This is a genomic window from Vallitalea guaymasensis (genome assembly GCF_018141425.1).
GTDB classification, from domain to species: Bacteria; Bacillota; Clostridia; order Lachnospirales; family Vallitaleaceae; genus Vallitalea; species Vallitalea guaymasensis.
The window spans coordinates 4,499,105-4,513,138 of the sequence record NZ_CP058561.1 but is presented as its reverse complement, the minus strand read 5'-3'; the positions used below and the strand labels follow the sequence as shown (position 1 = coordinate 4,513,138).

The following is a 14,034-nucleotide window of genomic DNA, read 5'->3' as shown; positions in this document are numbered from 1 at the left end:
ATAGTCTTACCTATCTAGTATATTCACGTTGATTAATTAATTCATCTTATGGATTTTATTATCTTGCTAACCATTTCCACTCTATTGAACGGCGTCATCATGTATATTCCATCCACAATATCTTTTATTTTCATAGCAATTTCCACTGCAATTTCTATCCCTACATTTTCAGCTTCTTCTCTAGTCATATCTTTTGTAAACATACTACAGATGTTCTCAGGAATATCTATACCTGCTATTTCGTTATTGAGGAACCTTGCATTCTTATAGCTTACTAGAGGCATTATTCCTCCTAATATCTTGATGTCCGTATTTTCTTTGATTATTTTCAGATTATTGATAGCCTGATCATTATATATAGGCTGAGTCAATAGATATTTGGCTCCTGCTTCTTGTTTTTTATTGATTCTCTTAATGATTTTATCTACATAAGTTAGATTAGGATTAAGAGCTCCACCGTATATCATTGCATCTTCAGGGTCAAAATCAACATTCAACTCTTTAACCAATTCCATTAACTTAATAGAGTTGACATTAAAAACACTAGCTGTTTCAATTCTTTCCTCACTTGGAATAGGGTCGCCAGTAACTAATAATATATTTCTGATTTTCTCTATATGAGCTCCCAAGATAATAGATTTCAGAGCTATAACATTCTTATCTCTGCAACAGATATGTGGCATAACATCAATACCCACCTCTTTTGCTATCTTGTTAGCTATTATTATGGAATCTGCTCTAGGTCTTGATAAAGGCGAGTCAGCTATAGTAATGATATCTACACCTTCTGCTTTTAATATATTGGCACCTTCCATTGTCTTTTGAATATTACCATTATAGGGTGGGTCCAATTCTACAGCGAAAACAAATTCTTTATTCATTAGCTTTTTATAAAATCTGTTTGGAGTGTTAGAAATCCCTTTCTTCTTCTGGGTTTTATTTCTATGATATATGGATGAAGGTTCATAGTTGCCTTCTAGATTTTCTATGATTTCTTCTATATGACTAGGAGTAGTACCACAACAACCACCAATCACCTTGACACCAAGCTTTTTGATGTCAACCATTGTTTCACCAAAATACCTTGCATTATCTCTGTACACTGTTCTCGCATATATCTTATCTGGATATCCTGCATTGGGTATGGCTACAATATTCTCATCTTCTATATCCAAGTTCCTTATGATTTTATATAAGTGTCCTACACCAATTCCACAATTGAACCCATAAGCAACCAGTCCTTCTATCCCTCTAGCTTCTTCAATGAGTCTTCTAGCACTTATACCTTCTTTTGAGTAACCAAAAGCATTTACTTTGAACTGGGCTATAATTTCTGCTTTTTCATTTTTGGATAAAATGTATGCAGCCAGTATTTTTATATAATTGGTACTTGCAAAAGTCTCGAATATAAAAATGTCAGCTCCAAGATCTAACAAAGTATTAATTATACAATAATATTCATCTAGTATATCATCTTTTTCTGATTCCAGTTTTTCTGGGATAGGACCAATTGATGCTCCTACAAAAACATCTTTACCTTTTGCACTGTCTACAGCTATATTATAACCTTCAGTAATTATTTTTCTAAGCTCTATCCTGCTGCATTTCAGACTGACTGTATTTGCTGAAAAAGTATTGGTTCTAATTAGTTTTGCTCCTGCTTCAATATATTCCTTATGAATAGTCTCAATAATCTTCTTATCATTGATATTAGCTAATTCCGACACTGTAGTATCTTTTAATGTTTTCTTGGAATAATAAGTACCCATTGCACCATCAGTAACTAGAATACTGTTCTTTAAATAGTCTCTTAACTGCATATCATCATCCTATTCTTTACTTTCTTTTTCAATTCTCTTAATATTTTTAAGTTCTATTCCTGTATTATTATTAACCACTAGAGTAGCTATACATTTTTCGCCGGTTTGGGGAAGAGTGACTTTGTAGTCTTCTATCTTACCCTTTTCTAACAATTGTTGAACAATTTCTTTTTCAATAGTCTTTGTACCGTATCTCTCCAAAGTATTTTTCCATATCTTATATTTACAGTTATTTCTCCAATCGCTACAATAAAAAGCTTTACTATTTTCTAATATTTTACCCTTTTCACATACAGGACAGGTTCCTAGACCTTTTACTTTCTTTTTCTTATCCTCTGGAATAGGCTTTCGCTCAAAAGCTACTTTTCCTTTGCTCTTACTCGCTGAATTGACAAGATATACTACAAACCTTTTGATACTTTCCATAAAGCGGTAGGATTCCATTTTACCTTTATTGATACTGGTTAATCCCTTTTCCCATTTCCCTGTTGTTTCGGGAGATTTTAATTCTTCTGGGATGATCTTAATAAGCTGACATCCTTTTTTAGTAGGAATCAATGTTTTTCCTTTTCTCTTTATGTATTCAACTTGAATCAATCTCTCTATTATTCCTGCTCTCGTTGCAGGTGTTCCGAATCCAGATTCTTTTAATTGATCTTTCAGGGCTTCATCTTCAGTAAATCTTCCTGCATTCTCCATAGCACTTAGTAGGGAACTTTCAGTATATGGTTTTGGTGGTGTAGTTTGCTTATTTAACTTCTCCACATCCACAACCTTTTTGGTATCACCCTTTTTAAGCTTAGGCATAATCTGTTCTTTATCATCTTTGGTAGCTGTATACAGTGCTTTCCAGCCTTTATCAACAATGACTTTACCAGATGATACGAATTTTTCTCCTTCAATATCAAATATTATTTCCGTTGTTTCATATTTATAATAATCATAAAAAACTGATATAAACCTTTTGACAACTAAATTGTAGATATTAAGCTCATCCTTGGTAAGATTATTGATTCTAGGTACAACATCAGTTGGAATGATAGCATGGTGGTCGGTTACCTTACTATTATTAATTATTCTTTTATTGAATTTTAATTCACCTTTTTTTAGTAACGGTTCAATAGCTTTATTATAAGGAGGCACATTGATTTTTCTCATGGTGCTCTTTACTTTTTTCTTCATATCGTCACTTAGATATCTGCTGTCTGTTCTTGGATATGTAATCAGCTTTCTCTTTTCATATAGATTCTGTGCTAGACTGAGTACTTTTTTTGCAGTATATCCGTATTTCTTATTACCATCCCTTTGCAATTCTGTCAGGTCATATAGTAATGGTGGGGGCATCTTCTTAAGCTTTTTAGTTACCTTTTCAACTACACCATCTTTATCAACTATTTTTTCTGCTATTTCATCGGCTTTCTTCTTATCAAATATTTTAGTATCTGATGGTTTTTCATTGAACCATATGGCTCTGAAATCATCAACAAACACTGCATATACTTCTATATAGTCTTTTGGTACAAAATTATCTATCTCATCTTTTCTATTAACAATCAGTGCTAGGGTTGGTGTCTGAACACGTCCAATACTAAGTAACACATCATTGCTTGTAGTATAGGCTCTTGTTGCATTTATTCCTACAAGCCAATCTGCTTCTGAACGGCATTTTGCACTATAATACAAGTTATCGTATTCACTTCCGTCTTTTAACTTGCTAAAGCCTTCATTGATAGCTACATCTGTCATACTGGATATCCACAGTCTTGAAAAAGGCTTGCTGCATCCAACATAATTATATATATACCTGAATATAAGTTCTCCTTCTCGCCCACTATCCGTTGCACATATTATAGACTCTACATCATTTCTATTCAATAATCTTTCAATAATCTTAAGTTGTTTTTCTGTATTAGGATAAGGTTTTAATTGTATTTCTTCTGGAATTATTGGCAGCAGATTATATCTCCACTTCTTATATTTTTCATCGTAATCATCAGGTTCTGCTAAAGTTATCAAATGACCAACAGCCCAAGTTATTACGTATTCGGCGCCTTCTATATATCCATCCTTTCGAGATGTGCATTTTAATACCTTAGCTATATCTCTTGCTACTGATGGTTTTTCTGCGAGTACTAGTTTCTTCCCCATTAATTCCATTCCTTTCAAGTTCCTTTTAATTCTTGTGTGAATTATAGCATAAAAAATGAATTTTTGCCATATTTATTAACGCTCTATTACTCGTAGAACCACCCTAACTTCAATTCATCTTTATTTTCATCAATATATTTCTTGACCTCTCCATAAAATTCAAAAAGCTGTTTCTTTTTTATTCTTTAATATTATTCTTAAGTTTCCTATACTGCAATAGGATTTTTGTTACTGCGAATATATGCATACCTGTCAATATTAGCGCTATTATCCTGAAGAAAAAATAAAAACTGTGAAATTCAAATTTCCATTCATCCAGCAAAGGAAAAAACACAAGTGTTTGATAATACAGTGGAAACCCTGTTATGAATAAAAAGAGTAATAGACGGATATATTTAGCCCTTTTTGATTCATTATTATTGAATAATGATAAATCCACCTCTTGATTATTGCTTTCTTGAGAAAAATAATACCATCCACTATACTTATATACAAGATTCCAACCTGCATCTTCGTGTATTTGAAGATACTCTTCTTCTCCATCTTTGTTAAAAGTTCTAAAATCAAATTGATAAATCACTTTCTTAGGTTTGTCTTCTTCAAAAGTATATTTTCCCACTTGTACCTTGACTAATCTGTAACCTTGTAAAGCCATTTCTTCCAAAAATAATTTTTCTTTTTCTTCATTCCAAGCAAAGAACATCTTTCTAACTACTTTTTTCATAATTGACCTCCAATCTCTTGCAATCCATTATTGACCATTTCCTGTAAACGCTTAATTTCATAATTCATGAGAATTCTTCCATCTTCTGTCATTTGATATAGCTTTCTTCTTTTGTTTTCTTTGTCTTCACCAATCAGTATGATAAGATCATTTTCCAATAGAGTCTTAATGGCTCCATATAATGTCCCAGCAGCAAGTTGTACTCTTCCATTACTCATTTCTTCAACTTTCTTGATTATTCCATATCCATGAAGAGGTTCCACTAATGCTAATAAAATGTAGTATGTAGCTTCAGTCAATGGTGAAAATTTCTTAATATTACTATCCATATCGCTCCTCCAAAACTCTTTATCATATCGTTTATCTTTATATCGCGTTTCTCTGTATCGCCACTCTATATATCGTGTGTCTATATAATATCATATATTATTATTTTTGAAAAGACAATTCTTTAATATATACGAAAAAGAGAGCGAAATTTGAATTTCTGCTCTCTTTTTCGTTATTGTGGTTTTTTATCATTCCACAGGCTCGTCTAATTTTACTTAACAAATAATATTTACTTCCATAATATCTTTCGAACCCTGAATAAATGCGAAACAGTCTGTACTCAGATTTCTCAGATGAATGGTTTTTCCGTTTTTCTTGTATTTAGCTGTTACGGTATTAATAGCCTCAATTGCAGAATGATCAAATATCCTAGCATGGCTAAAGTCTATTACAACATCTTTAGCATCATTAGCTGTATCAAATGCATCTATAAAATTCCTTACAGAACCAAAGAACAACGCTCCTCTTAAAGCATATATTCTAGTATTACCTTCCATATGTTTGTCTATATCAATTCTCTTACCTTTTTCCCAGGCAAAAACTAATGAAGCAACAATCACGCCTGATATTACAGCAATGGCTAGATCAACGAATACTGTAACTACTGAAACTAAGATTATGATACATAAATCACTCTTAGGGATACTTTTTGCAATCCTAAAACTAGACCACTCAAATGTTGAGATTGATACTACAAACATAACTCCTACAAGTACTGCAATTGGAATTATTTCTATAAGTGCGGCTCCAAATAATATGAATCCAAGTAAAAACAACCCTGCCGAAATCCCCGAAAGTCTTCTTCTAGCACCTGATTCTACATTTATCATACTTTGCCCTATCATTGCACAACCACCCATACCACCAAAAAATCCAGTAACTAGATTGGCAAATCCTTGACCTAAACATTCTTTGTTTCCGTCCCCTTTAGTTTCTGTAATTTCATCAACTAAGGTTAAAGTCATCAATGATTCAATAAGTCCAATGATCGCGAAAATCAATGAGTGTGGTAGAATGATTTTTAATGTCTCAAGGGTCAATGGCACCATAGGTATCCCAAACTTTGGCAACCCACCTCCAACTGATGCAATATCTCCAACGGTTTTGGTTTGAATTCCAAATACTCCAACCAAAATAGTTACAATGATAATCGCTATAAGTGGTGCAGGTACACTCTTAATGAATTTTTTAGCAGTATAGATAATAATCATTGTGAGTGCAACTAATCCCAACATTATGTAAAGATTACTGCCAGTCATCCAAACCAGCTTACCACCCGTATCTGCTACTTTGAATTGGGCTAATTGAGCTATAAATATTACTATTGCAAGTCCATTTACAAAACCAAGCATTACCGAATGGGGAATCATCCTTACGAATTTCCCTAATTTCAATAATCCAATGATTATCTGTATAACTCCCATGAGAATTACCGCTGCAAAAAGATACTCTACTCCATGTTCTGATACTAGATGTACCATAACAACTGCAAGTCCACCTGTAGCACCAGAAATCATTCCAGGTCTTCCTCCAAATGTTGATGTTATAAGTCCCACCATAAAAGCAGCATATAAACCTACTAAAGGGTCTACTCCTGCTACAAATGCAAATGCGATTGCTTCTGGAACAAGTGCTAAGGCTACTGTTAGACCTGCAAGTATTTCCGTTCGCATAATCTTTGAAGATAAAGGACTAATTTTTAATTTCTTTAATGTCATGTGTTTCCTCCTATTAATTCATCTTATGTCTTATGTCAGAGGCGTAATCATAACATGTTTTAAGAAATAAATCTATAGTTTTTTTGTAATTGTCATCGTTTTCTCCAACCAGCAGGGGAATACCCTGTCGTCTTTTTCATTGTTTTACAAAAATAATATACATCATTAAAGCCTAACAATTCAGCTATATTTGTTATAAGTAGATCTGTCTTATCAAGCATTTCTTTTGCTTTTTCTATCTTAATGGAATTACTATAGCTTGATATTGAGCATCCATATTTATTTTTGAATATTTTCCCTAAGTAATCTTCATTATAACCTAGATATTTTGATATTTCTTTTCTAGTTATTTTTCTGAAATAATACTCATCTATATAATTCTTTATACGTTTTGGCAGATCCACTGTATTAAATGATTTAAAGTAATTATCATCTTCAATCTGATTAAGCACATCTTTGATTATTAATAAAAGATTGGCTTTTGACATTAACTGCCAAGTAGCATTATGTTTGACAAAGGCATCTAATATGTCCATGTACCTTGCTTCAATATAATCCTTATTCTTTATTTGAATAATCTCAGGTAATATAAAAGTGTTATTTATAGTATACTCTTGCCTAAGATAATTTTTCTGTGGCAACTCCTCCTGAAAATATGAGGACTGGTTATTCTTCACATATGTATCCAGCTCATAAACATCTTTTCTATACTTGAAATCAAAATGTATCCATATATTTTCTGCTTTGGTTCCTCTTTCTACCCAGAATTTATGAGGAACATTAGGTTTTATCAATAGTAGGGTTCCTCTTTTTAATTTGTGTGTTGTTTCTTTTGTTTCATAATAAGCTTCGCCTTTAATACAGTACATCCATTCATAATCGTATATTTTTCTATAATTGTTCTTCCATTCTCCAAACCCTTGTTTTCCTACTTTTCTAACATAAGGGTTCAATTCATCAATCATTATATTATCTGTTTTCATCATATTCCCCTGACTTAAAAATCCTTGAATAACTTATGTATTTGTATATAACTATATCACCAATGTCTGATTTTTACAAATCTACTTCTGATTATTCCATTCATGTTTATAAGTAATTACTTATAATATAGACAAAGGAATTTTTATTGGAGGTTTTTTATGAAAAAGACTAATATTTTATTGATAACAAGTGACCAACAGCATTTTAATACTATCGGTGCCTTCAATCCTGAGATTAAGACACCTAATCTTGATCGTCTGGTCAAAGAAGGTACAACTTTCAAAAGAGCTTATTGTCCTAATCCTACATGTACCCCTACTCGTTCTTCCATAATAACAGGTATGTATCCTAGCCAGCATGGAGCATGGACATTAGGCACGAAGCTATCAGAGGATGTACATACAGTTGGTGAAGATTTCAACTCAGCTGGATATAAGACTGCCCTAGTAGGTAAAGCACATTTTCAACCCTTAGCTTCCACTGAAGAATTTCCATCAGTAGAAGCATATCCTATTTTACAGGATTTAGATTTTTGGAAAGACTTCAACACCAATTATGATACTTGGTATGGTTTTAGTCATTGTGAACTTGCAAGGAATCATACTGACGAAGGACATATTGGACAGCATTATGCTCTATGGTTAGAAGAAAAAGGACTTAATAATTGGAAAGATTATTTTAGGAAACCTACAGGGATATTAGACCGAAGAGCAGAAGGGAAATGGGATATTCCAGAAAAATATCATTATGACTCATGGATTTCAGAGAGAACCAATGCACTCATGGAAGAGTATAATAATGCTGACGAACCATTTTTGCTATGGGCAAGTTTTTTTGACCCTCATCCTGATTATATTGTTCCTGAACCATATTATTCTATGTATGACCCAGAAGAGTTGACCTTACCAACTATTACGTTGGGTGAGCATGACAATAATCCTCCTCATTTTGCTATGACACAGTATGACAATGCTGATTTTTCCATCTATGGAGAATCTGGTTATGGCATTCATGGAATGCATACTCATGAGAAAGATGAAAAAACGTTGAGAAAATATCTCTCTGTCTATTATGGTATGGTAACAATGATGGATAAGTATATTGGTAAAATCCTAGATAAATTAGATGAATTAGGCATAGCTGATAATACTATTGTTCTATTCACTACTGATCACGGACATTTTATTGGACATCATGGGTTAAGTGCTAAAGGACCTTTTTTGTATGAAGACATGATAAAAGTCCCATATATAGTCAGGTATCCTCATAAGATTCCTGCTAACAAGTCTAGTAATGCTTTACAGAGTTTAGTGGATATTGCACCAACTTTATTAAGTTTTGCTGATATAGGGATTCCTAGAATAATGACTGGTAAAGACCAAAAAGATGTATGGCTTGGCAAAAAAGATTCTGCAAGAGACCATATCATTTGCGAACATCATCATGAACCTACTACTATTCATCTTAAGACCTATGTGGATGAACGTTACAAATTGACAGTTTATTATAATCAGACTTACGGTGAATTATTTGACCTTGAAAAAGACCCTGAAGAAATTAATAATCTATGGGATAACCCTGATTATACAGAGTTGAAAATGAATTTGATGTTGAAGTATATATGGGCTGAACTAGGAAAAGAACCTATGTGGATGCCTAGGATAGCTGGGGCATAAATATATAAAAAAATGTATTGTAGGACTGAATATGCCTATAATACATTTTTATTTATACTAATAATACATTTATTCTTTTGTAAGTCTAATTACACTACTACCTACTGAACCAGATGCAAGTGCTATGTCCCTTCCACTATCATTTCCCCAATTACAATTATAATTGAGTTCTGGATATGCCCATAGATTATTTATATTGAGTTTATAGGATTCATCACCATTTATGATGTTAACGGCTAATTGTCCCTTTGATTCTACCTTGATACTACTTTTTCTATCCTCAAATGCAACTTGATAAAAGTAAATATTCTCTCTTAAGGCTTTGAAATCATTAGTAAACATTTCTTTTGAATTCTCGTCATTAGTGAATACCATAAAATTCTTGGAACTTTCTTCCCATTTACAGAAAGGTTTTTCTCCATATCTTTCTTCACATATGGGCTTTTTGGAAGCTGTTCCACTAAGTCTACCAATATGATAGTCAGGATATATTGAATATAATCCTTCTTTCTGCCATGTGACTTTGTCTGCACTATTAGGAATATCATATTGTATACCAATCTCGCCTATCTTATCCAGCTTAAGTTTTTGGTTTAATACTTCATAACAATATGATGTCTCTATTCTATTATCGGAATATATTTTAACGATATAATTAACATCACACTCTTCTCTATAACTCTTGTAAATTAAAACTGTAGCACAATCATCTCCGTAATAAGAATATATCTTAGTAACTTTACCATTCTCTTCAAGTGCATCAAAACCAGATATATTCAGATATGGTCCACCAGTTATTAAGGTTTCTCCATCTATAGCAGCTTTTTCAATACTTCCTTCTGCCTTATTAATACTGACTATCATATTTTCAGTTGATGCATTTATGTATTTGTCACTGTCCTCTATACAAGGAATCAAGACTTTTTTCTCTTTGCAAACTGGAATATCTTTTACCATTGTAGGTATTTTATATACATCTAGAAGTTCATTTTGATGATCATAAAACTCTAGAAGTATTTCTGCTCCCTTAATAATACCATCAATCTCTATATATCCTGTTTCTTTCGGATTGATATCAAGTACATTATCAACCTTTTGATATTCATCATTGTCAACTTTATATTTTATAATTAGTTCATTCAAGTTTGTATGATTGAATCTATTTTTAACTGGTATTATAAGCTTTTTATCCATGTAAAGGCATTTTTCAATATCAATCCGTACAGGTGTGAAGGCTTTCTTAGTAAGATAAGCTTCTGGTTTTATTCTCATGAATACATCATGGATACAACCCCATTCTCCATAACCTGTTGCATGTGCTACCGAATGGTTCTGCCATCTTTTCTTGACATTCTCAGGTAAAAAGAAAACATCATCCCCAGCTACCCATATTGCACATCCTAAGGCACCATCAGTATCATAGATGTTTTCCCAGCCATCCTTGATACTTTTACCCCAGTAATTTCTTACATTAGAATCATATTTCTGCCTATTAAGGTCATAACAATTTACATGAGCAAATTCATCATGGAGAACTGGCATACTTACATGACCCAAAAAGTTCTTTTGATACACTTGTTCATAATGCTTACTTATTATATCAAAAGGAAGGGGACAGCTTTTTAAGGTAAAAGGATAGCTGAAGATTATGGGTCTTGTTTTATCAACTTCTTTTATGTAGTCATATTCTAATTTAAAACCCTTTGTTTTTTCATAACTAGATTCATTACCCAAGGACCATATGATTATAGATGTTCTACTACAATCTCTTTGTATCATTTCAGTACCCTGTGAAAGATATTCTTCAGGTTTACAATATATCTCGCAGTCATTGGCACCTTGGAAGCATATAGCGTTTTCCTGTTCTACATATACACCTAACTCATCACAGGCATCAAGCAAATCTTCTGATGCAGGATAATGACTTGTTCTTATGAAGTTGATATTACACTTTTTGTAATCTTCTATTTCCCTGAATAACTCTTCACGAGTCATACTTCTCCCTAACTTATAAGAGACATCATGTCTACATACACCTCTTAATTTGACTTCATCTCCATTAATGTAGATCTTATTATGATCGGTATTATTCTTACCATTAAAAAAGATCTCTCTGAATCCTATATTCCTACAATTTTGTTGTATTTCTTCTCCGTCAAGGTATAGAGACATAACAAGAGTGTATAAGTATGGGTGCTCACTATCCCATTTATTAGGAGAATCAATCTTTAAGGTGATACTTTCCTTAGTTTCATTCTTATAATTCATTTCACCATTTGCAACACTCTTACCACTTCTATCTCTTAAGTCAATAACTATTTTACAATCTGTTGATACCTTATTAAGGGAAATTTCAAGTTCAAGAATACCCGTATTATAATTATCTTCAAAACTTGTTTGGCAATAACAATCTGTGATATGACATTTTTCATATGCAACTAGAAAGACATTTCTCAAGATACCACATATATTGTGATGTGCGTAAAAACTTGCCCATGAAGAATCCCTTTGATTGGTACTCTTATCAGCATTATATAAACCAGTACTGTTTCCTTCTAAATCAGCAATACCAACAACTATAGTAATTTCCTCGCCTGCTTCTACTGTATCAGTTATATAACAATACCATGTTGTAAAACCACCTACATGACTTCTAATATATGCATTATTAATCCAGACTCTAGCATTGGAATAAACACCATCAAATCTCAAAAATACTTCTTTGCCATTATAATCCTTTGGAATCTTAACTGTTGTTTTATAATAGTATTCATTGTTATTGTCAATATCATAACCTTGCATAGCAAGTTCACCGGGAACTATGACACAATTCCAATCTTTTGAATCCAACTTAGTAAAATCATAATCTCTATTATCAGAAGTTAGACTTGGTATATCATCTATTGTTTCAAAAAGGAACTGCCAACCGGTTTCTGAATTAAGACAGATAACTGGTTCTTTGACACCTGCAATTTTCTGTGGTAATGGATTAATTATGTTTTGTACTCTATTCATTATCTTCTTCCTTCCGATTATTGATCCACATGTTTCTATAGGATACTGGAGAAATTCCTACTTGTTTTTTGAACACCTTACAAAAGTATTGAGAACTATTAAAGCCTGTTATGGCACTAATTTTAGTAATAGAATACCCTGTCTCCCATAAAAGCTCCTTAGCCTTGTTAATTCTAATCATGTTAATGTACTCTGAACATTTTATTCCTAATTTCTCTGAAAAATATTTTCTTACATACCTTGAACTGATACCAAATCTTAATGACAGTTCCTCTATGATGATATCTTCGTCACTATTGTTCTTGATATAATCAAGCATCTTATTAATTTTATTATTACTATTAGTTTTACTATATGTTGATTCTGATTTATTATCTATGCAGTTTGACAATATTATATATAATTGTGCTAGTGTAAGATTCAAAAGAGCCTCCATAGTATGGTCTTCATTTAGGCAACGAAAATCTCTTGAAATCTGCTCTAACAACAAGTTTATCTTTGAACAATTCCTTATTTTGTGATAGTTTTCTCTTGAGCTTAGAAAAGAAAAATTCTTAGCAAGTTCTTGGTTAACATTTATACTTATTTCCAGTTGTGTTATTCTGCATGTTCCTTTTATATCCACCATAAAACAATGGTTAGCCCTTGGATTTATTATTATGCAATCTCCTTCTTTCAACTGTATACACTCATTGTCAATATCCATAATACAGCTGCCCTTTGTTACATAGTTGATTTCATAATCCTTATGATTGTGGCTTGCATAATAATAGCGGGAAGGAAACATATATATTCCAGCGTTGATGACTTTGACTCTATAGGTGTCATCACTTATTAATTCAATGATTTTTGTCTGTATATCGTTAACCATAGTGATCTTCCTTTCTAATAGCATACAAAAGCATTAACATAATACAGCTATTACATTACTCCATATTTATCAAAAGATTCTTTGGCTCCCATACCAGCTTTTATAGCATTAGATACCATCTTTTCTTCTGTTGCCTTTTTATAAGCTAGTTTTATTACTTCCTCTTCAACTTCTTTTGGTATCACTACAACTCCATCCATGTCGCCAAAAATGATATCTCCAGGGTTGACTCTCACTCCTTCTATCTCTATGGGAACACGAATATCAATAACTTTTCCTCTTGGAGCTTGATCTTGAGCATATCTGCCATAAGAGAAACATGGGAAATCAAGTTCCAATATACCTTTTGTATCTCTATGAAATCCATTTACGACAGCACCCACACCACCTAGGATCTTCATTCTAGTACTCATAAGTTCACCAACAAGAGCATAATTAGGTGAAGAACCTGTACATATATAAACTTCATTTTTCTTGATATCATCTAATGCTTCAAGCATTAAACCAAAAGGCTTCTTCATAATAGGGTTCTGTCCGTCAGATAATTCTTCAAAAGCATCTGCTTCAAGGACAGTCATTGCACGTCCTGCTACTATCATATCATCTCTTAGAGGCTGTATTCTCTGAGGTAGAAACTGATGAAAATACTTCATCTTGTCCAGAATATCTCCAATTACTGCTGAATACAACTTATCACGCATTATCTCAAAAAGTTCGTCATCATTTTTCCAAGTCAATTTATCCATAA

The 14,034-nt window shown here is 32.6% G+C and carries 10 protein-coding genes; 1 reads left to right on the top strand and 9 read right to left on the bottom strand.

Features of this window, described 5'->3' with window-relative positions; genetic code table 11:
• Positions 1 to 41: 41 nt before the first annotated feature.
• The 6 genes from HYG85_RS19330 to HYG85_RS19305 all read right to left on the bottom strand — a co-directional run bounded on the left by HYG85_RS19330 (position 42) and on the right by HYG85_RS19305 (position 7,723).
• Positions 42 to 1,820 carry a bifunctional homocysteine S-methyltransferase/methylenetetrahydrofolate reductase gene (locus HYG85_RS19330; RefSeq protein ID WP_212691044.1) on the bottom strand — a complete coding sequence of 593 codons (1,779 nt, stop codon included), beginning with the start codon at positions 1,818 to 1,820 and terminating at the stop codon, positions 42 to 44.
• Between the two features lie 9 nt (positions 1,821 to 1,829).
• Positions 1,830 to 3,968 (bottom strand): DNA topoisomerase III, encoded by a 2,139-nt coding sequence (locus HYG85_RS19325; RefSeq protein WP_212691043.1) that lies wholly within the window; start codon positions 3,966 to 3,968, stop codon positions 1,830 to 1,832.
• A gap of 178 nt (positions 3,969 to 4,146) precedes the next feature.
• A complete protein-coding gene (locus HYG85_RS19320; RefSeq protein WP_212691042.1) occupies positions 4,147 to 4,692 on the bottom strand; it encodes a DUF2812 domain-containing protein in 546 nt (181 codons plus the stop codon).
• Positions 4,689 to 5,021 carry a PadR family transcriptional regulator gene (locus tag HYG85_RS19315; RefSeq protein ID WP_212691041.1) on the bottom strand — a complete coding sequence of 111 codons (333 nt, stop codon included), beginning with the start codon at positions 5,019 to 5,021 and terminating at the stop codon, positions 4,689 to 4,691. Before HYG85_RS19315 ends, HYG85_RS19320 begins: the two co-directional genes overlap by 4 nt.
• A gap of 216 nt (positions 5,022 to 5,237) precedes the next feature.
• The gene (locus HYG85_RS19310) at positions 5,238 to 6,740 is read right to left on the bottom strand and encodes a SulP family inorganic anion transporter (protein WP_244971225.1); all 1,503 of its coding nucleotides are present in this window, start codon (positions 6,738 to 6,740) and stop codon (positions 5,238 to 5,240) included.
• 92 nt (positions 6,741 to 6,832) lie between these two features.
• Positions 6,833 to 7,723 carry an AraC family transcriptional regulator gene (locus HYG85_RS19305; RefSeq protein ID WP_212691040.1) on the bottom strand — a complete coding sequence of 297 codons (891 nt, stop codon included), beginning with the start codon at positions 7,721 to 7,723 and terminating at the stop codon, positions 6,833 to 6,835.
• Positions 7,724 to 7,882: 159 nt separating this feature from the next.
• On the opposite strand from HYG85_RS19305, the gene HYG85_RS19300 reads away from it, so the two are divergent.
• The gene (locus HYG85_RS19300; RefSeq protein WP_212691039.1) at positions 7,883 to 9,400 is read left to right on the top strand and encodes a sulfatase family protein; all 1,518 of its coding nucleotides are present in this window, start codon (positions 7,883 to 7,885) and stop codon (positions 9,398 to 9,400) included.
• Positions 9,401 to 9,469: 69 nt separating this feature from the next.
• Here the strand turns inward: HYG85_RS19300 and HYG85_RS19295 are convergent, their stop codons facing one another.
• The 3 genes from HYG85_RS19295 to HYG85_RS19285 are packed head-to-tail and all read right to left on the bottom strand — an operon-like array spanning position 9,470 to position 14,032.
• Positions 9,470 to 12,415 carry a glycoside hydrolase family 2 protein gene (locus HYG85_RS19295; protein ID WP_212691038.1) on the bottom strand — a complete coding sequence of 982 codons (2,946 nt, stop codon included), beginning with the start codon at positions 12,413 to 12,415 and terminating at the stop codon, positions 9,470 to 9,472.
• On the bottom strand, positions 12,408 to 13,286 hold the full coding sequence (locus HYG85_RS19290) for an AraC family transcriptional regulator (protein ID WP_212691037.1): 879 nt from the start codon (positions 13,284 to 13,286) through the stop codon (positions 12,408 to 12,410). Before HYG85_RS19290 ends, HYG85_RS19295 begins: the two co-directional genes overlap by 8 nt.
• A 50-nt stretch (positions 13,287 to 13,336) precedes the next feature.
• Positions 13,337 to 14,032 (bottom strand): RraA family protein, encoded by a 696-nt coding sequence (locus HYG85_RS19285; protein ID WP_212691036.1) that lies wholly within the window; start codon positions 14,030 to 14,032, stop codon positions 13,337 to 13,339.
• Positions 14,033 to 14,034 lie beyond the last annotated feature (2 nt).